The sequence below is a fragment of the Stenotrophomonas geniculata ATCC 19374 = JCM 13324 genome (genome assembly GCF_001431625.1).
Lineage (GTDB): Bacteria > Pseudomonadota > Gammaproteobacteria > Xanthomonadales > Xanthomonadaceae > Stenotrophomonas > Stenotrophomonas geniculata.
Map to the genome: position 1 here is coordinate 1 of NZ_LLXT01000013.1, position 18679 is coordinate 18679.

At 67.5% G+C, this 18679-nt stretch carries 15 protein-coding genes; 8 read left to right on the plus strand and 7 right to left on the minus strand.

Annotated elements, in window-relative coordinates:
• From mfd to ARC63_RS00785, 3 genes are all read right to left on the minus strand, one after another.
• The coding region (gene mfd, locus ARC63_RS00775) for a transcription-repair coupling factor (protein WP_057502282.1) at positions 1-2729 on the minus strand (2729 nt) is incomplete at its 3' end.
• A gap of 127 nt (positions 2730-2856) precedes the next feature.
• Positions 2857-3402 carry a GNAT family N-acetyltransferase gene (locus tag ARC63_RS00780; RefSeq protein ID WP_004150340.1) on the minus strand — a complete coding sequence of 182 codons (546 nt, stop codon included), beginning with the start codon at positions 3400-3402 and terminating at the stop codon, positions 2857-2859.
• Positions 3403-3497: 95 nt separating this feature from the next.
• Positions 3498-4355 carry a 23S rRNA (adenine(2030)-N(6))-methyltransferase RlmJ gene (locus tag ARC63_RS00785; RefSeq protein WP_053499314.1) on the minus strand — a complete coding sequence of 286 codons (858 nt, stop codon included), beginning with the start codon at positions 4353-4355 and terminating at the stop codon, positions 3498-3500.
• A 35-nt stretch (positions 4356-4390) separates the two neighbouring features.
• Between ARC63_RS00785 and creB the strand changes: the two genes are divergently transcribed.
• The 7 genes from creB to ARC63_RS00820 all read left to right on the plus strand — a co-directional run bounded on the left by creB (position 4391) and on the right by ARC63_RS00820 (position 12214).
• Entirely contained in the window at positions 4391-5116 is a 726-nt protein-coding gene (gene creB / locus ARC63_RS00790) for a two-component system response regulator CreB (RefSeq protein WP_082587789.1), read from the plus strand.
• A 3-nt stretch (positions 5117-5119) separates the two neighbouring features.
• Entirely contained in the window at positions 5120-6580 is a 1461-nt protein-coding gene (creC, locus tag ARC63_RS00795) for a two-component system sensor histidine kinase CreC (protein WP_019338443.1), read from the plus strand.
• A gap of 81 nt (positions 6581-6661) precedes the next feature.
• Positions 6662-7981, plus strand: coding sequence for a cell envelope integrity protein CreD (gene creD / locus ARC63_RS00800; RefSeq protein ID WP_057502283.1), 1320 nt, complete (start codon positions 6662-6664; stop codon positions 7979-7981).
• 10 nt (positions 7982-7991) lie between these two features.
• On the plus strand, positions 7992-8402 hold the full coding sequence (locus tag ARC63_RS00805; RefSeq protein ID WP_049482784.1) for a hypothetical protein: 411 nt from the start codon (positions 7992-7994) through the stop codon (positions 8400-8402).
• A 196-nt stretch (positions 8403-8598) separates the two neighbouring features.
• A complete protein-coding gene (locus ARC63_RS00810) occupies positions 8599-10191 on the plus strand; it encodes a M28 family metallopeptidase (protein WP_057502284.1) in 1593 nt (530 codons plus the stop codon).
• A gap of 93 nt (positions 10192-10284) precedes the next feature.
• A complete protein-coding gene (gene gltX / locus ARC63_RS00815; protein WP_043396573.1) occupies positions 10285-11688 on the plus strand; it encodes a glutamate--tRNA ligase in 1404 nt (467 codons plus the stop codon).
• Between the two features lie 34 nt (positions 11689-11722).
• Positions 11723-12214, plus strand: a complete 492-nt coding sequence (locus tag ARC63_RS00820; RefSeq protein ID WP_004150412.1) for a Fur family transcriptional regulator — start codon at positions 11723-11725, stop codon at positions 12212-12214.
• A gap of 70 nt (positions 12215-12284) precedes the next feature.
• On the opposite strand, the gene ARC63_RS00825 is transcribed toward ARC63_RS00820, so the two are convergent.
• The 4 genes from ARC63_RS00825 to ARC63_RS00840 form a co-directional block, all read right to left on the minus strand.
• Positions 12285-13433 (minus strand): HlyD family secretion protein, encoded by a 1149-nt coding sequence (locus tag ARC63_RS00825; protein ID WP_019659169.1) that lies wholly within the window; start codon positions 13431-13433, stop codon positions 12285-12287.
• A gap of 10 nt (positions 13434-13443) precedes the next feature.
• The gene (locus ARC63_RS00830) at positions 13444-15117 is read right to left on the minus strand and encodes an MFS transporter (protein WP_057502285.1); all 1674 of its coding nucleotides are present in this window, start codon (positions 15115-15117) and stop codon (positions 13444-13446) included.
• Positions 15117-15683 (minus strand): TetR/AcrR family transcriptional regulator, encoded by a 567-nt coding sequence (locus tag ARC63_RS00835; RefSeq protein WP_010483118.1) that lies wholly within the window; start codon positions 15681-15683, stop codon positions 15117-15119. Before ARC63_RS00835 ends, ARC63_RS00830 begins: the two co-directional genes overlap by 1 nt.
• Before the next feature lie 163 nt (positions 15684-15846).
• Entirely contained in the window at positions 15847-18051 is a 2205-nt protein-coding gene (locus tag ARC63_RS00840; protein WP_057502286.1) for a TonB-dependent receptor, read from the minus strand.
• A gap of 135 nt (positions 18052-18186) precedes the next feature.
• Here ARC63_RS00840 and ARC63_RS00845 point away from each other — a divergent pair, with 135 nt between their 5' ends.
• Complete coding sequence (locus ARC63_RS00845) at positions 18187-18600, plus strand: MerC domain-containing protein (RefSeq protein WP_019338435.1); 414 nt, start codon at positions 18187-18189, stop codon at positions 18598-18600.
• Positions 18601-18679 lie beyond the last annotated feature (79 nt).

The following is an 18679-nucleotide window of genomic DNA, read 5'->3' on the forward strand; positions in this document are numbered from 1 at the left end:
CGGCCGCGCAGCTGGTGCAGCTGGGCCAGGCCGAAGCGGTCGGCACGGTTGATGATGATGGTGTTGGCGTTGGGAATGTCGATGCCCGATTCGATGATCGTGGTCGACAGCAGCACGTTGAAGCGCTGCTTCTGGAAATCCAGCATCACCTTTTCCAGCTCGCGCTCCGGCATCTGCCCATGGGCGATGCCGATGCGCGCCTCCGGCACCAGCTCGGACAGCTCGCGCTGCATGCGGCCGATGCTTTCCACGTCGTTGTGCAGGAAGTACAGCTGGCCACCGCGCGCGAGCTCGCGCTGGAAGGCCTCACGCAGCAGCGCGTTGTCCCACTGGGTGATGAAGGTCTGCACCGCCAGCCGGTTCGGCGGCGGCGTGGCGATGATCGACAGGTCGCGCAGGCCGGCCATGGCCATGTTGAGCGTGCGCGGAATCGGCGTGGCGGTCAGGGTCAGCAGGTGCACGTTGGCGCGCAGCGCCTTCAGCGCTTCCTTCTGGCGTACGCCAAAACGCTGTTCCTCGTCGACGATGACCATGCCCAGGTCCTTGAACTTCACGTCCGGCTGCAGCAGGCGATGGGTACCGACGATCACGTCGATGGTGCCGGCGGCAACCTTTTCCAGCTCGGCCTTGATCTCCTTGGTGCTCTTGAAGCGCGACAGCACTTCGACCTTCAGCGGGTAATCGGCGAAACGGTCGCGGAAGTTGCGGTAGTGCTGCTCGGCCAGCAGCGTGGTCGGCACCAGTACGGCCACCTGCTTGCCGGCACTGGCGGCGGCGAACGCCGCGCGCACGGCGACCTCGGTCTTGCCGAAGCCGACGTCGCCGCAGACCACGCGGTCCATCGGCTGGCTGCTGGCCAGGTCGCGCAGGGTGGCATCGATCGCGGCCAACTGGTCCGGGGTTTCCTCGAACGGGAAGCCGGCTGCGAACGGTTCGTACATCGCGCGGTCCACCTGCAGTGCCAAACCCGCACGCGCCTGGCGGCGGGCCTGGATCTCCAGCAGCTCGGCAGCGACGTCGCGCACCTTCTCGGCGGCCTTGCGCTTGGCCTTGCTCCACTGCTCGCCACCCAGCGAATGCAGCGGCGCGGTTTCCGCCGAAGCGCCGGAATAGCGGCTGATCAGGTGCAGCTGGGCGACCGGTACATACAGGCGGTCGCCCTTGGCGTATTCGATTTCCAGGAATTCGCCGGGCATGCCGCCGACGTCCATCGCGATCAGGCCACGGTAGCGGCCGACACCATGGTCCTCGTGCACGATCGGCGCGCCCTCGGTCAGCTCGCCGAGGTCGCGGATGATCGCTTCCGGCTCGCGGCCGGCACGGCGCGTGCGGCGGGTGCTGCCGGCGCGCTCGGGGAACAGCTGGCGCTCGGTCAGCACCGCGATGCGCGGGTCGTCCAGCGCGAAGCCATCCTCCAGCGGCGCCACGGCGATCGCGAAGCGCGCATCGTCGGCGAGGAACGCGGGCAGGTCGGCCACCACCGGCGGCTTCAGCTCGGCGGCCTGCAGCACTTCCAGCAGGGCTTCACGACGGCCTGGCGAATCGGCGGCGATCAGCACCCGGCCCGGGTAGTAGCCGAGGAAGGATTTCAGCGCGTCGCCTGCGGGGGCCTCGCGTGCGGCCACCGGCAGCGGCGGCAGCGGCTGGTCACCCAGCGCATGGGCATCGGCGATGCGCGCGTGGTCAGCCGACCACACCTCGATGCGCGGGGCATCGTTCAGGCGCTCGCGCAGCAGCTCTGGCGACAGGTACAGCGCCGACGGCGGCAGCAGCGGCCGTTCGACGTCGTGGCGGCGTTGTTCGTAGCGCTCACCGGTCTGCGCCCAGAACGCGACGGACGCTTCATACGCACCGGCGCAGACCACCGGCAGGCTGCCGTCGGGCAGGTAGTCGAACAGGGTGGCGGTGCGTTCGAAGAACAGCGGCAGGTAGTACTCGACGCCGGCCGGGGCCAGCCCGGACTTCAGATCCTGGTACAGCGAACTGCGCCGGGTATCCACATCGAAACGCTCGCGCAGCGCGGCCAGTACGCGGGCGATGCTGGCCTCGTCCATCGGCACTTCGCGGCCGGGCAGCATGTGCACGGACTCGACCTTGTCCAGCGAACGCTGGCTTTCCGGATCGAACGCACGGATCGAATCGATGTCCTCGTCCAGCAGTTCCACCCGCAGTGGCTCGTCGGAACCCATCGGGAACACGTCGAGCAGGCCGCCGCGCACGGCGAAGTCGCCGGGGTCCATCACCTGCGGCACGTTGCGGTAGCCGGCACTTTCCAGGCGGCGCTTCTCGGCCTCCAGATCCAGGCGCTGGCCGACCTTCAGGTCGAAGCTGCCACCGATCACATAGCTGCGCGGGGCCAGCTGCTGCAGCAGGGTCTGCACCGGCACGATCACCAGGCCGCGCTTCAGCGTGGGCAGGCGATGCAGGGCGGACAAACGCTGCGAGATGATGTCCGGATGCGGGCTGAAGCGGTCGTAGGGCAGGGTTTCCCAGTCCGGGAAGGCGACCACCGGCAGGGCCGGGTCGCCGCCGAGCAGGGTCTGCAGGTCGGCTTCGAGCTGGTTGGCACCGTGGTTGTCACGGGCGATCACCAGCAGCGGCGCGTCGTGCGCGCGCGCGGCCTGGGCCAGGTACCAGGCCAGGGCGGTCGGCGAGGCGGGGGCGCGCCACCAGGCGCGGAGCTGGCCGGCGCGCGGCAGCGGCGGGGCGGAGTATGAGGTACGCGACATGGACCCCGGATTTTAGCAGAAGCCCCTGCCGGGCCCATGATCGTGACGTGAGCGGGTGTAGCGCCGGGCCAAGCCCGGCGAGCGCAGCGGTTGAATCAACGTCGCCGGGCATGGCCCGGCGCTACCTTCAGTTGTCCAGCTCCAGCACCATCCGCACCAGGCCTTCGGCACCGGTCGGGTGCGGCACCGGCTTGAAGCCCAGCGACGCGGCCAGCTGCTTCATCGGTTCGTTCTCGGCGGCAACGTCGCCGTACAGGCGGTCCAGGTACTTGCCACGGCCCCACTTCACCAGCTTGCGCATCAGCTGCCGTCCCAGGCCTTGGCCGATCAGGAAGCGGCTGATCAGGATCGCGTACTCGGCTTCACGGGTGCCGGGGATGATCGAGGCCCGGGCGACCGCGCCGACCACCGCTTCGCCCGCGGGCAGGGACTCGGCTGCGACCAGGGTGATCTCGGTCTTGGGGTTGGGGTGGGTCAGACGCTGGGTGGTTTCCGGCGACAGCTCGGTCACCGCCTGCAGGAAACGATCACGGATTTCTTCCGGCCCGAACAGGCTGAATGCCGCTTGCAGCGGTGCGCCATCTTCCGGGCGGATGGGGCGGATCAGCAGCTCGTGGCCGCTGGGAGCCTTGAAGATCTCATGCCAGGGCGGCATGCGGTTGCGAGTGGCCATACCGGGTGATTCCTTGGTGGTCCATCGATTGTGGCATCACCGGGGCTGCGTTCCGTGAACGAAAGGCTCACGGCGGTACAGCCTCGTGAAGGCCGTTATTCGGGGGCTTTGAGCCAGTCCAGGCGGGTGCTGGCCCCGGGTTCGCCCAGGTGCTGGCGCAGCGCCGGCAGGGCCGGACCGACCACCCGGTCGAACTGCCAGGGCGGGTTGAGCAGCAGCATGCCACTGCCGTTGAGGCGCAGCGGCGAGTCGTCCGGGCGCACCAGGAACTCGATCGTCATCGCCGATTTCACCGGCAGGGCGGTGGCCTTGCGCAGGAAGTGCAGGATGGTGCGGCGCTGCTTGATCGGGAACCAGACCGCACAGGTGGCCTGCGGCCAGCGTGCCAGGGTTTCGGCCAGGGCGGCCAGCACCGCCTGGTACTCGGCATCCTGGGCTTCGTAGGGCGGGTCGATCAGCACCAGGCCGCGGCCGATCTTGCTGCCGTTGAACTTCGGCGGCAGCAGCGAACGCAGCAGGGCATAGCCATCGCCCGCCCGAACGTCGACGCGGCTGTCATGGGCGAACAGGGCCTTCAGCGTGGCCGTTTCGGCTTCCTGCAGCTCACAGACCGCCATGCGGTCCTGGGGGCGCATGGCCTGCGCGCTCAGCAGCGGCGAGCCCGGATAATTGGTCAGTGCGCCCACCGGATTGTCGGCCTGCACCGCCTTCAGGTAGCGCTCGACCACCTCCGGCAGCCTGGGCTGGGCCATCAGCCGCATGATCCCGGATTCGGCCTCCAGGGTCTTGCGGCTCTCTTCGCTGGCCAGCAGGTAGCGGCCAGCACCGCCGTGGGTGTCGAGCACGAAGAACGGGCTGTCCTTGCGCTTGAAGCTGTCGATCAGGGCCAGCTGCACGATGTGTTTGAGCACGTCGGCATGGTTGCCGGCATGGAAGGCGTGGCGATAGTTCATGGGCGGCAGTGTACGGGGCGGCGGCCGCAGCGGCTATGCTGCGCGCCATGACAGCTCCTGTTGCCCATGTCCTGGTGGTCGAGGACGAAGCCGCCATCGCCGAAACCGTGCTCTATGCGCTGCGCAGCGAGGGCTATGCCGCCAGCCACTGCCTGCTGGGCGGCGAGGCCCTGCAACGGCTGCAGGCCGGGGATATCGACGTGGTGGTGCTGGACGTGGGCCTGCCCGACCTGGGCGGCTTCGAGGTCTGCAGGCGACTGCGCGCGCAGCCCGGGCCGTCGGCGCAGCTGCCGGTGATCTTCCTGACCGCCCGCAACGACGAAGTGGACCGGGTGCTCGGCCTGGAGCTGGGCGCCGACGACTACATGACCAAGCCGTTCTCGCCGCGCGAGCTGGTGGCACGGGTGCGTGCGCGCCTGCGCCGCTCGGCACCGGTCGTGGCAGCACCCGGCGCCGATGGGGGCTGGCAGGAACATGGCGCCTTTGCCATCGACCGCGAAGGCCGGCGCATCCGCTTCCGTGGCCAGGCACTGGACCTGACCCGCTACGAGTACGCGCTGCTGGAAGCGCTGCTGCTGCGCCCGGGCGCCATCCTCAGCCGTGCCCAGCTGATGGACCGTGGCTGGGACAGCAGCGCCGACAGCGCCGACCGCACCGTTGATACGCATGTAAAGACGCTGCGCGCCAAGCTGCGCGCGGCCGGTGCCAGCGACGACCCGATCCGTACCCACCGTGGCCTTGGCTACGCGCTGGAGGTCTAGCCGATGCGCCTGGTACTGAAGCTGTTCCTGGGCTTCTTCCTGATCACCGGCATCGCGGCGTTCTTCGTGATGCGCGTGTTCGTCAACGAAGTGAAGCCCGGTGTGCGCCAGGCGATGGAATCGACCCTGGTCGATGCGGCCAACGTGCTGGCCGAAATGGCCGCCGCCGACGTCAAGGCCGGCACCATCCGCAGCGGCAGCTTCACCCGCAACCTCGCCAAGGCACGCCAGCGCGACCTGAAGGCGATGGTCTGGCGCTTCCCGAAGCGCTCGCTGGATTACCGGGTGACCATCACCGATGCCAAGGGCATCGTCATCTACGACTCGCTGGGCCGCGACCTGGGGCGCGACAACTCGCGCTGGAATGATGTCTATCGCACCCTGCGAGGTGAGTACGGCGCGCGTTCCAGTCCCGAGATTGCCGGCGAAGAGGGCGACACGGTGATGCATGTGGCGGCGCCCGTATATGACCCGGCCGATGGGCGCACCCTCATCGGCGTGCTCAGCCTGGCGCAGCCCAACCGCAGCATCGATCCGTTCATCGCCGCCAGCCAGCGCGCCATCATCGAGCGCGGGGCCTGGCTGATCGGCTTGTCGGCGCTGGTCGGTGTGCTGGTGACGATGTGGCTGACCACCGGCCTGGGCCAGCTCAGCCGCTATGCGCGTGCGGTCAGCGCCGGCGAACCGGTGCCGCCGCCGCGCCGCCGCCGCGACGAGATCGGCGATCTCGGCCAGGCGCTGGAAACGATGCGCCGCAAGCTGGAAGGCAAGGCCTACGTCGAGCAGTACGTGCAGTCGCTGACGCATGAGATGAAGAGCCCGCTGGCGGCCATCCGCGGTGCCGCCGAGCTGCTGCAGGAGCCGCTGCCCGAAGCCGATCGCGTGCATTTCGCGCGCAGCATTGTCGACCAGCAGGAGCGGCTGACCGAGACCATCGACAAGCTGCTGGCACTGGCTGAAGTGGAACAGCACGGCTGGCTGCAGACCCGCGACCGGATCGCGCTGCCGGCATTGCTGGCCGATGCGGCCGCTGCCGCGCAGGTGCGCGCACAAGCGGCAGGCGTGCAGGTCCGCATCGGCAGCGTGCCCGACCTGCAGGTGCAGGGCGACGGCTACCTGCTGCGACAGGCACTGCACAACCTGATCGACAACGCGATTGCCTTCTCGCCGGCTGGCGCGGAGATCGCGCTGCAGGCCGAGGTGGACGGGCAGGGCGTGCGCCTGCAGGTGGCCGACCGTGGCGCCGGCATTCCCGACTACGCGCGTGAGCGGGTGTTCGAACGTTTCTATTCGCTGGCGCGCCCCGGCAGCGGGCGGCGCAGTTCCGGCCTGGGCCTGCCGTTCGTGCGGGAAGTCGCGCGCCTGCACGATGGGCGCGCCAGTGTCGATGCACGCGACGGCGGCGGTACCGTAGCCAGCCTGTGGTTGCCGCTGGGTACACCGGGCCAGCGCCCGCGCCGCTGACTTCACACTCGCTTCAAATTCGCCACAAACCCAGCTCACTGCAGCGGTCCATCCTGCAGTCCTCTCCAACGAGGATGGACCATGAAATCCCTGAAGATGCTGCTGCGGTTCGCCATTGTCGGCGGGCTGATCCTGCTGCTGCTGATCCCGCTGACGATGATCCGCGGGGTCATCAACGAACGCAGTGCGTACCGCGATGAGGCCTTCTCGCGGGTGGCCGACAGCCGCGCCGGTGCGCAGCAGCTGGTCGGGCCGGTGCGGGTGGTGCCGTGGGTGGAGCGCAAGCAGGTTGAACTGGTCGATCCGCTGGGCGTCAAGAAGACCGAGGTGCAGGTCACCGAGGGGCACTGGTTGCAGATGCCGGCGTCGCTGGAGGTGGGCGGTGAGATGCTGCCGAGCCAGCGTGAGGTCGGGCTGTTCAAGGTGCCGGTCTACAGCTGGAACGGCCAGATGAAGGCGACGTTCGCCGAAGACGACTATCCGGTGAAGGCCGGCCGCAGTTACGGCCAGCCGTATGTAGCCGTGGGCATTTCCGATGTGCGTGGCCTGGTCGGTACGCCGAATCTGCGCGTGGATGGCAAGCAGCTGCGGCTGCTGCCCGGCGTGGGCGCTGCCAGCGAAGTCGGCCGCGGTCTGCATGCACCGGTGACCGGGTTTGCCGAAGACCAGGGCGGCACGCTGGCCGCCAGCACCGTGGAGCTGGAACTGCGCCTGGACGGCAGCCGCATGCTGTCGGTGGTGCCGGTGGGCGACGATACGCATATCGCGCTGCGTTCGAGCTGGCCGCACCCGTCGTTCAGCGGGGCGTTCCTGCCCAATGAGCGACGCGTTGATGCACAGGGTTTCGATGCGCGCTGGGCCGTGTCCTCGCTGGCCTCCGACGCACAGCGACAGCTGCGCAATGACGGTTCGGTCGATTCGCAGGCGGTGACGGTATCGCTGGTCGATCCAGTCGATGCTTACACCCAGGCCGATCGCGCCTCGAAGTACGGCGTGCTGTTCGTGCTGCTCACCTTCGTCGGCTTCATCCTGTTCGAACTGATCAAGTCGCTGCGCATCCACCCGCTGCAGTACCTGATGGTGGGCCTGGCGTTGGCGATCTTCTTCCTGTTGCTGATCAGCCTGTCCGAGCACATCGCGTTCTGGAAGGCCTACCTGGTATCGGCGGTGGCCTGTATCGGCCTGCAGGCGGTGTACCTGGCCAACGTGCTGGGCCATTGGAAGCGCGGTCTCGGCTTCGCTGCGCTGCTGACCGTGCTGTACGGCGCGCTGTATGGCCTGCTGGTGTCGGAGAACAACGCGCTGCTGATGGGTTCGCTGCTGCTGTTCGTGATCCTGGCGCTGGCGATGTGGGTGACGCGCCGGGTCGACTGGTACGCGCTTGGCGCGGAACTGAAGTAAGGAGTACGTCATGGGCTGGCGCCAGGGATTGCGGCAACGGGCACGGCAGGGCATTCCGGCCCTGCTGGAAGTGGATGCACTGCTGCAGGCACATGGCGTGCTGGCGGCCCTGCCGGGGGCACGGATCGCCCCCGGCCTGGTCCGCTTCCAGCTGGCGGCGGTGACCTGCGAGGGATTGCAGGGGCAGGGACTGCGCTGGCTGCAGGACGCGCGGCAGGGACGCGGCGCGGTGGCCGGCCGGGTGCCGCGCTACCGGCCATGGAAGGCCGGGGCGGAGGCGCTGGCCGAGATCGGCATCGGCGGCCTGCCGGATGACTGGCCGGCACACGCGTCGGTGTATGGCTGCAGCAGCATCGATCGGCGGCATTGGTTGTTGTTGCTGCCGGAGCGGGCGCAGTTGTGGTTGGGGTGGAGTGGGTGATCGGGTTGTTCATCCACGCATGGCGTGGATCTACTGGCGGGAACCCAGCCCTCTGGTGGGTGCGAGCTGACCGGTCACCTGTGGGTGCGAACCTTGGTTCGCACGCTCCTGCCCATGACCGATGGGACGGTATCGGCGCGCCCCTGCTGGCTAGACTCGATGGGTTGATGATCGAGCCGAAGGGCAGGGGTGCGATGTGTTGAAGTGGGGCGTGCTGGCCGTAGCGCTGGCGATGGGTGGCAATGCAATGGCGCAGCAGCGCGAGTCGGTGGACCTGGACATGGTCAGCCGCATCCGCCAGGAGGCCTTCCACCGTTCGCAGGTGATGGATACCTTCAGCTACCTCACCGAACGCATCGGCCCGCGCCTGACCAATTCGCCGGCGATGGGCCGCGCCAACGCGTGGACCCGCGGCAAGTTCAGCGAATGGAAGCTGGACAACGTGCACGACGAAGCCTTCGATGGCTTCGGCCGTGGCTGGGAGTTCACCTCGGCCAGCGTGGAAATGCTGGGTGACCGCGTGCAGCCGCTGCATGCGCTGCCCAAGGCCTGGACGCCAGGCACCAAGGGACCGGTTGAGGGCGAGCTGGTGCACGTGGAGATCAAGAAGCCCGAGGACATCGAAAAGTATCGCGGCAAGCTGCGCGGCAAGATCCTGCTGCTGGGCGAGGCGCGCGAGTACAAGCGCGGCACCGAGCCGGACTCGCACCGGCATGACGCCACCTCGCTGGAGGGCCTGCAGGAATTCACCCTGCCCAAGGACGTCGCCGCCGAGCGGGCCAAGCGGGTGAAGGAATACAAGGAACGCCAGGAGCTGGCCGCCAAGGTCAACGCCTTCTTCGTCGAAGAGGGCGCGCTGGCCGCGATCAGCATCAGCAGCTGGGACAACGGCATCATCCGCGTCGCCGGCGGTGGTTCGCGCAAGGCCGGCGAATCGGTGGGCATCCCGGAACTGGCGATGATCGCCGAGCACTTCAATCCGCTGGTGCGCGCGCTGGATGCCAAGCAGCCGGTACGCCTGCGCGTGGATGTAGCCGCGCGCTTCACCGACGAGGCTGACCAGCCCGGCTACAACACGCTGGCCGAGATCCGCGGCAGCAGCAGGCCCGACGAAGTGGTGATGATCGGCGCTCACCTGGATTCCTGGCACAGCGGCACCGGCGCGGCTGACAACGCGGCCGGCGTGGCGGTGATGATGGAGGCGATGCGCATCCTCAAGGCCACCGGCGCCAAGCCGAAGCGCACCATCCGCGTGGCGTTGTGGAGCGGTGAGGAGCAGGGCCTGATCGGCTCGCAGGCCTATGTGGCCAAGCACTTCGGTCGTTTCCCGGAACCCACCGACCCGGCCCAGAAGGCGCTGCCGGCCTCGCTGCGCGAGCCGACCGGTGCATTGCAGAAGACCCGCGACTACAGCAAGTTCCAGGTCTACTTCAACATGGACAACGGCTCGGGCCGCTTCCGGGGCATCTACGCGCAGGAAAACCTGGCGGCGATGCCGATCTTCGAAGCCTGGCTGGCGCCGTTCCATGACGTGGGCGCCACCACCGTGGCCACCCGCAACACCGGCAGTACCGACCACATCAGCTTCGACCGCATCGGCCTTCCGGGCTTCCAGTTCATCCAGGACCGGCTGGACTACTTCACCAACGTCCACCACAGCCACCTGGATACCTGGGACCACGCCGAACCGGAAGACCTGAAGCAGGCCGCGGCCATCGTCGCCTCGTTCGCCTACAACGCGGCGATGCGCGAGCAGTCGTTCCCGCGCAAGGCTGAACCGCAGCCCTGAAAAACCTGGCGGGAGGGGCGGGATGCGTCCGCCCCTCCTTGCCTTTCCGGGGCTGGTGGTAAAATCGGGGGATTCCCGTTCCTCGAGCCGTCCATGACCTGCCGCACCCGCTTCGCCCCCAGTCCCACCGGCTACCTGCACATCGGTGGTGCCCGCACTGCGCTGTACTGCTGGCTGGAGGCCCGCCACCGTGGCGGCGAGTTCGTGCTGCGCATCGAGGACACCGATCGTGAACGCAGCACCCAGGGCGCGATCGACGCCATCCTGGAGGCGATGGAGTGGCTGGGCCTGGACTACGACGAGGGCCCGATCTACCAGACTGACCGCGTCGCCCGTTACCAGGAAGTGGCCGAGCAGCTGATCGCCGACGGCAAGGCGTACTACGCCTACGAAACCCGCGAAGAGCTGGATGCGATGCGCGAGGCCGCCATGGCCAAGCAGGAAAAGCCGCGTTACAACGGCGCTGCACGCGAACTGGGCCTGCCGTACAGGGACGACCCGAACCGCGTCATCCGCTTCAAGAACCCGCTGGAAGGTACGGTGGTGTTCGACGACCTGATCAAGGGCCGCATCGAGATCGCCAACAGCGAGCTGGATGACATGGTCATCTTCCGTCCGGACGGCTACCCCACCTACAACTTCGCGGTGGTGGTGGACGACTGGGACATGGGCATCACCGAGGTCATCCGCGGTGACGACCACATCAACAACACCCCGCGCCAGATCAACCTGTACGAAGGCATCGGTGCGCCGGTGCCGAAGTTCGGCCACATGCCGATGATCCTGGACGAGCAGGGGGCCAAGCTGTCCAAGCGCACCGGCGCGGCCGACGTGATGCAGTACAAGGACGCCGGCTACCTGCCCGATGCGCTGCTGAGCTACCTGGCCCGGCTGGGCTGGTCGCACGGTGACCAGGAGCTGTTCAGCCGCCAGGAACTGATCGACCTGTTCGACGTGAAGGACTGCAATTCCAAGGCCTCGCGCCTGGACATGGCCAAGCTGGGCTGGGTCAACCAGCATTTCCTGAAGACCGAGGACGTGGCCGCCATCGTGCCGCACCTGGTCTACCAGCTGCAGAAGCTGGGCCTGGACGTGGCCGCCGGCCCGGCCCCGGAGGACGTGGTGATCGCCCTGCGTGAGCGCGTGCAGACCCTGAAGGAAATGGCCGAAAAGGCCGTGATCTGGTACCAGCCGCTGACCGAGTACGACGAAGCGGCGGTGGCCAAGCACTTCAAGGCCGGTGCCGAGGTGGCGCTGGGCAAGGCCCGCGAGCTGCTGGCAGCCCTGCCGGAATGGACCGCCGAGTCGGTGGGCGTGGCCCTGCACGACGTCGCCGCCGCGCTGGAGATCGGCATGGGCAAGGTCGCCCAGCCGCTGCGCGTGGCCATCACCGGCACCCAGGTCAGCCCTGACATTTCCCATACCGTGTACCTGGCCGGCCGCGAGCAGGCCTTGAAACGCATTGATGTGGCCATCACCAAGGTAGCAACGGCCTGAGGCATCCTTGCCAGGCCCGAACCGGAGAACACGCATGCCCGCCAAGACCGCCACTGCCTGTACGGCCCCGCACCACCACGTCCACGATGCATCGGATTTTGTGGCGGTGGTCGAGCGCGTCTCGCGCGAACGCGGGCTGCGCCTGACCCCGATCCGCGCCAATGTGCTGAAGCTGATCGCCGAGGCCGGCAAGCCGGTCAAGGCCTACGAGCTGCTGGAATGGGTGCGCAACGGCAAGGGCGTGGGCGCTGATGCCCCGCCCACCGTGTACCGCGCGCTGGATTTCCTGATGGCCAATGGCTTCGTGCACAAGCTGGAGTCGGTCAATGCCTTCGTGGCCTGCCACCATCCCAGCAGCGCCGCGCATTCGGTGCCGTTCCTGATCTGCAACAGCTGCCACAGCGCGGTGGAGCTGGAAGACCGCGAAATCGTCACCCAGCTGGAGAAGCGCGCCAAGGAGCTGGGTTTCCAGCCGCAGGCGCAGACTCTGGAAGTGCACGGCCTCTGCGCGCGCTGCGCGGGCTGAGCAATGGGTCCTGGGGTCAGATCCCTTTTGCCTTGGCAAAAGGGATCTGACCCCCGTTTCATGACAAACGCTAGTCCATCGGCTTGCTTGCGGTATCCACCCGCACGATCACCGACATGCCGGGCCGCAGTTGTGCCGCCAGCTTCTGGCCCTCGTTGATCGAAATCCGTACCGGCAGCCGCTGCACCACCTTGGTGAAGTTGCCGCTGGCATTGTCCGGGCGCAGCACGCTGAATTCCGAGCCGGTAGCCGGCGCGATCTCCTGCACGCGGCCCCGCAGCACCTGCCCCTGGAACGCGTCCACCGAGAACGTGGCCGGCTGGCCGATCGCCATGCCCCAGGTCTGGCCTTCCTTGTAGTTGGCCACCACCCACAACGTGTCAGGTACCAGGAACAGCAGCTGCGAACCGGCAGCGACGTACTGGCCCACGCGTACGCTGGCCTCGCTGATCTGGCCGTCGCGCGGTGCGTGGATCACCGTGTTGGCCAGATCGATGCGGGCCAGTTCCAGCTGCGCCTGCGCGCTCTCCACCTGCGCTTCCAGGCTCTTGCGCGCCACCTGGGTCGATACCAGGGTTTCCTCGGCAATGCGGATCTGCGCCTGTGACTGCTGGACGCTGGCCTGTGCCGACGCCTGGGTGGTGCGGAACTTGTCGCGGTCGTTGACTGACACCAGTTGCTGCGCGGCCAGCTCCTCGTAGCGCTTCAGCTCGTTGCGTGAGCGTTGCAGCTCCGCCTGGCCGGCCGACAACGTGGCGTGTGCGGAGGCGATCTGCGCACGGTTCTGCGCCTGCGACTGGTCCGAGTTGGCCAACGCCGCGCGTGCGCTGTCCAGCGTCGCCTGCGCCTGGGCGACGCGCTGCGCGTAGATGCGGTCATCGATGCGCAGCAGCGGCTCGCCCTGCTTCACGTGCTGGAAGTCCTTCACCAGCACTTCGGTCACGTAGCCGTTCACCTGCGGCGCCATCACCGTGATCTGCCCGCGTACATAGGCGTTGTCGGTCACCATCACGCTGCTGGTGAATGGCCACAGGTGCCAGGCGCGCAGGATCAGCGCAATGCCCAGCAGGGCGACCACCACCATCACCACTACGCTGCGCGCGCTGGGCTTGAGGTACTTCGGCGCGACCGCCGGCTCAACGGGCGTGGGCGCAGGTGCCGCGTCGGTCGGCGGCGGAGGGGTCACGTTGTCGTCGGGTCGGGGCGGGACGGGAGGCATGGCGGAGGACTCAGCGGGGCGCGGCCGGCGTGGCCGCAGCGGGGGAAGTGGGGTGGCGCTTGCGCCATTGCTTGAGCACCGCGGTGCGCAGCGACAGCAGCAGCAACCAGCACAGGAAGCCGATGGCCAGCCAACCGCTCAATGTGAACACATCATTGAATCCACGCACGTTGGCTTCGCGGCGAGTGGTCTGCGCCAGCTGCGCGCTGCCCTGCGCACTGCGCAGCACCGGGTCGGTGATCTGTGCGCTGTACAGCTGCTGCTGGATGCGCAGGCGTTGTGCCACCACCGGGTCGGCCGGGTCGAGCTGGCTGGTCAATGCGCTGGAGTACAACTGCTCGCGATGCAGCTGGAAGGTGCCCAGCACCGCCGAGCCGGCCAGGCCACCCAGCGTCTGGGTGATCGACAGCGTCACCAGGAAGGTGAGCATGTGATCCACGCCCTGTTTCAACGCGGCAGAGATGCCGAGCATGATCAGCGGGCCCATGAACATACCGGCACCGACCGAGGCCAGGAACTGGCTGGCGTAGAAATCGTGTGGCCGGTCCAGGCTGGTGCGGTGCTGGTCGAAGAACGCGGCGGCGCCCAGCAGCAGGATCGCCATCAGCAGCTGGGCGATCAGCCGCTTGGGGCCGAAGGTGAGCGAGGCGCCAGCGATGCCGACGATCACCCCGGCGAGGATCACTACGAACAGCGGGCGCATCTGGTCAGGCCCCATGCCCAGCGTGCGCATCAGGTTGATCACGCCGTAGGACTGCTCGGTGGTGAGGAATCGGATCAGGAACGCACCGACGATGAAGTGCAGTACCGGCCGCTTCGACAGCCAGCGGATCTGCAGCAGCGGATTGCGCCGGTAGTGCTCGATGATGAAGGCGGTGGTGGACAGCGCGATCGAGGCGACCAGAGCCCAGCCCAGCCATGGCGTGTTGAGCCACCAGCGGGTGTAGCCCTGCGCCAGCACGATCACCAGCAGGGCGACGGCCGGTGCGAGCAGGGCGAACGTGAGGAAGTCCAGCGGCTCGAACGCCTTCACCTGGATGCCGGGCGGCAGCTTCAGCACCACCACCGCCGCGAACGCGCACAGTGCCAGCCCGGCCTCAAACGAGTAGAGCTGGTGCCACTGTCCGGTATCGACCAGGCCCGGCGACACGATCCAGGCGATCGGCACCGCCAGCTGCGAGAGGCCGACACCGACGACCAGCAGATTGCCGGTGAAGCGACGCGGCAGCGCCTGCAGCATGTACAGCGTGCCCAGTGTCGAACAGGCCGCACCCGCGAAGCCGCTGGCGGCGCGGGTCAGCATCGTGGTCTCGAAGCTGCCGACGAACAGGTGCAGTACCGCCAGCGCCGCATACAGGCCCAGCCCGATCTCGGCGAACAGGCGGATGCCGTACTGCTGGCGGAACTTGAAGGCCAGCAGGTTGGCGGTGACATTGACCATGGCATAGGCGGCCACCAGCCAGCTGCCCTGGGTCGGGGTCAGTGCCAGTTGGCCCTGCAGGAACGGCAGGTTGGCGGTGACCAGCGCATTGCCGAGGCCGCCGGTGATCGCCACCAGCAGCGATACCAGTGCATAGGCCAACCGACGGTACGGTGGGTGCCAGGGCATCGAAGCTGAACCGGGCATGGTCGGCTTCTCGTGCTCCTCCCAATCCGGAACCGGCTTCAGATACGGCTGGACCATCAGCGGGCCTCGCTGGTTGCTCCCTGGAGACCCCCGCGCAGCAGCTGCAGGGCGCGCCCGGCCAGGTGGGCGCGCTCGTCGCGGGTCTTGCCGCGCAGGGCCGCGCCCAGCATGCCCGAGATGAGTGAAATGTCCGTCTTCTCCAGGTCGGCACGGCACAGGCCGGCGGCCTTGGCACGGGCGATCGGTGCTTCCAGCAGATCGCGCACGGTCTCGCGCGCGGTGCGCATGGCCGGCACGTCCGAATCCACTGCGCGCCAGTAGTCGGCCAAGGCAGGTGAATCGATGATGCGCTGGGCCATGCCCTCGAACACCTCGAACAGGGCATCGTCGCGGTCGCCGAGCTGTTCGACCTGGCGCCGGATGCGGTCGACCGTACGCTGCAGCAGTGCCTGGATCAGCGCGGTGCGGTCGGGAAAGTTGCGGTACAGGGTGGCGCGGCCCACCTGGGCGCGTTCGACCACCAGGTCCAGCGGGGCGGTGACACCGTGTTGGCCGAACACATGATCGGCGGCGTCGAGGATGAGGGCACGGCGGGCAGCAGCATCGGCACGTTGGGCAGTCATGGAATTATGTTCGGACAAAAATGTCCGATTGGCGAGACTTTGAGTGACGGGATTGTCCGCTTGTTGTGGTACGCACATCTTTGTGACGAATGTGTGATGGTGCGGATCGAAATGAAAACGGGGGCCCGAAGGCCCCCGTGGGATCCGACCCCGCCCTACGCGATCAGAAGAACGCGCGGATGCCGAATGCGACACCACGGCCCGGCAGCGGCGAGTAGTCGCGCAGCAGCGAGGTATGCGGACGCACTTCGCGGTTGGTCAGGTTGCTGCCATCCAGGAAGACTTCGTAGCTGTTGCTGGCGTTGCGATCCCAGCGGTAGGCCAGGTGCGCATCGACCAGGGTGTAGCCATCGCTCGGTGCTTCGTTCTGCGCGACGTCCTTCTGGCGGCTGTAGCGCACCGCACCGACCGAGGCGCGCCAGCCGTCCTTCGACCAGCGCAGGTCGGCGCCGACGCGGGCCGGGGCGATACGCGGCAGGTAGCCGGTGTTGGCCAGTTCCACGTTGTAATTGTGGTTGTGGTCGCCGTGCGGCACGGCGATGTCGAGGTTGCGGCTGCCGCTGCCATCCAGCTTGGCCTTCACGTAGTCGCCGAACAGGCGCAGATCCCAGTCACCGGCGCCACCCTCGAACAGGTGCACCAGCGCTTCGGCCTCGGCGCCGCGGAACACCGCGTCCTGCTGCGTCCAGGTGCGCACCGGCAGGCCCTCGGTGATGCCAGTTTCGGCCAGGTAGATGAAGTCCTTGAACTTGGTCTGGTAGACCGACGCGGAGAAGTCCAGGCGCTCGCTGTGGGTGTGGATGCCCAGTTCCACGCGCTGGCCGCGCTCGGTCTTCAGGTTGGCGTCGCCGATTTCCAGCGAGCGGGTGGCGATATGCGCGCCGGCGGCATACAGCTCTTCGTTGGTCGGTGCACGCTCGGAGCTGTCCACGCCGATGCGCAGATCAACAGCGTCGTTGAGCTTCCAGATACCGGCCGCAGACAGGTTGGTGGCGCCGAAGGTGCGGCGGCGGTAGTCACCGGTCGGGTCCAGCTTGACCTGGTCGTGGCGGCCGCCCAGTTCCAGCTTGAACGGGCCGAACTGCTTTTCCTGCAGCACGAACAGGCCGATGTTCTTCGTGCCGGTATCCGGTACGAACGCCTCTTCGCCCTTGGCGCCGAAATCACTGTTGCCGAACTGCAGGCCGAAGGCGCCGTCCCATCCGCCGATCTGCTGCTGTACCGCTTCCAGACGCGCCTCGATGCCGCGGTTGGTGAAGCGGGTGGACGGCGTGCCGGCTTCCAGTTCCACGTGTTCGTAGTCGGTGTAGGCCACGCGTGCGTTGATGTTCTTCAGGAACGAGACCGGGTTGTAGATGCCGGCCTTGGTCTCGAAGCGGTTCTGCACCATGTCGATGCGCACGTCGTGCTCGTCGCCGCCTTCTTCTTCATCGCCATGGTCGTGGCCGTGGTCATGGCCATGATCATCACCATCGGCGTGCACGTGCGCGCCATTGGGAATACCGTAGTTGGTGCGGTAGGTGCTGGCCGATACGCCGAAGTAGCCGCCGTCGCCCAGCCACGTTGCGCCGACGCCACCGGCGCGGGTGCGGATCGAGCTGTTGTCCAGGCGGCCGCGACGCGGCTCTTCACCCTCGGCCGCGTCATGGTCGTGATCGTGGTCATGATGATCTTCAAGGCTGTCGATCACTGCATAACCGGGGATGCGGTAGTCATCGCCATTGCGGACCAGGCCATCCACGTGCAGCACGACATTGCCGCTGACGCCATCGAGGCGGAACATGCCGCTGCGTTCGTTGTTCACCGAATTGCCGCGCAGTTCTGCGCGGCCGCTCAACGGGCGCTCCGGCAGTTCGCGCGCGATGCGGCCATCGACCACATTGACCGCACCACCGATGGCGCCGCTGCCGAACAGCAGCGTGGCCGGACCCTTCAGCACTTCGATCTGGTCGGCCAGGAACGGCTCGATGCTGGTGGCATGGTCGGCGCTGACCGTGGAGGCATCCATGTTGCCCATGCCGTTGGATAGCACGGCTACGCGTGGACCTTCCTGGCCGCGGATGATCGGGCGGCCGACACCGGGACCGAAGAAGGTGCTCTGTACGCCGGGCAGCTTGGCCACGGTATCGCCGAGGGTGCCGGCCTTCTGCTCGTCCAGGCGTTCACCGGCCAGAACCTCCACCGGGCGTGCCAGCGATTCTGCGTCGCCCTGCAGCGGCGACGCGGTGACCTGCACCGACGACAGTTCAGTCAGGTGGCGGTCACGATGGGAATTGTCTTCGCTGGCGGCGAAAGCAACGGTCGGAAGCAGGGCGCTCAGGGCCAGGGCGAGGGAATGCGGCTTCAACCGCGGGGTACGGGCGGGCATCGGTGGGTCCTTTGTTACACTGTATCAATCGCTGGGCGCACGAATCCCGTCAGCGGGACAGGGGGAGGGAAACCGTGCGGGTCGGGAAGGGATGTTATATTATTCCATAACGATTCGCCGACCCTGCTGGAAGTCATGTCCCTGTCCTCACGCCTGCGCCACCTGCTCGACCGTTTCGGCGCCACTGGTTCGATGCTGTGCGCGGTGCATTGCGCGGTGATTCCGGTGCTGCTGGCCGCAGCGCCCTCGTTGGGCCTGTCGTTCTGGCTGAGCGACGGCGTGGAACAGGCGCTGGTGGTGTTCGTGACCCTGCTGGGGTTGTTCAGCCTGGTCTGGGGCTACCGTCGCCACGGTGCGCTGCGTGCGCTGGGCTTCCTGATTCCCGGCCTGGTCGCGTTGTGGGCCGGCGTGCTGTACGACCCGTTGCACCACAATGCGGTGCCGCACGCGGTGGTGATGACCGTCGGCGGCCTGCTGGTGGGTGTGGCCCACCTGGTCAACCTGCGCCTCAACCACGGTCACGTGCACGACGCCAGCTGCGCGCACTAGGCGCTCCGTGATAGGATTTTCGATCGTGCGCGGGGGCGCCCAGCAAGGCGGCCCCGCCGAACCCGTGTCAGTACGGGGT

What these genes read in the sequence shown, in the direction of transcription:
- ARC63_RS00780 (WP_004150340.1), bottom strand. Translation starts at nt 3,402, where the DNA reads ATGGCCACTCGCAACCGCATGCCGCCCTGGCATGAGATCTTCAAGGCT.
- ARC63_RS00785 (WP_053499314.1), bottom strand. Translation starts at nt 4,355, where the DNA reads ATGAACTATCGCCACGCCTTCCATGCCGGCAACCATGCCGACGTGCTC.
- creB (WP_082587789.1), top strand. Translation starts at nt 4,391, where the DNA reads ATGCTGCGCGCCATGACAGCTCCTGTTGCCCATGTCCTGGTGGTCGAG.
- creC (WP_019338443.1), top strand. Translation starts at nt 5,120, where the DNA reads ATGCGCCTGGTACTGAAGCTGTTCCTGGGCTTCTTCCTGATCACCGGC.
- creD (WP_057502283.1), top strand. Translation starts at nt 6,662, where the DNA reads ATGAAATCCCTGAAGATGCTGCTGCGGTTCGCCATTGTCGGCGGGCTG.
- ARC63_RS00805 (WP_049482784.1), top strand. Translation starts at nt 7,992, where the DNA reads ATGGGCTGGCGCCAGGGATTGCGGCAACGGGCACGGCAGGGCATTCCG.
- gltX (WP_043396573.1), top strand. Translation starts at nt 10,285, where the DNA reads ATGACCTGCCGCACCCGCTTCGCCCCCAGTCCCACCGGCTACCTGCAC.
- ARC63_RS00820 (WP_004150412.1), top strand. Translation starts at nt 11,723, where the DNA reads ATGCCCGCCAAGACCGCCACTGCCTGTACGGCCCCGCACCACCACGTC.
- ARC63_RS00825 (WP_019659169.1), bottom strand. Translation starts at nt 13,433, where the DNA reads ATGCCTCCCGTCCCGCCCCGACCCGACGACAACGTGACCCCTCCGCCG.
- ARC63_RS00830 (WP_057502285.1), bottom strand. Translation starts at nt 15,117, where the DNA reads ATGGTCCAGCCGTATCTGAAGCCGGTTCCGGATTGGGAGGAGCACGAG.
- ARC63_RS00835 (WP_010483118.1), bottom strand. Translation starts at nt 15,683, where the DNA reads ATGACTGCCCAACGTGCCGATGCTGCTGCCCGCCGTGCCCTCATCCTC.
- ARC63_RS00840 (WP_057502286.1), bottom strand. Translation starts at nt 18,051, where the DNA reads ATGCCCGCCCGTACCCCGCGGTTGAAGCCGCATTCCCTCGCCCTGGCC.
- ARC63_RS00845 (WP_019338435.1), top strand. Translation starts at nt 18,187, where the DNA reads ATGTCCCTGTCCTCACGCCTGCGCCACCTGCTCGACCGTTTCGGCGCC.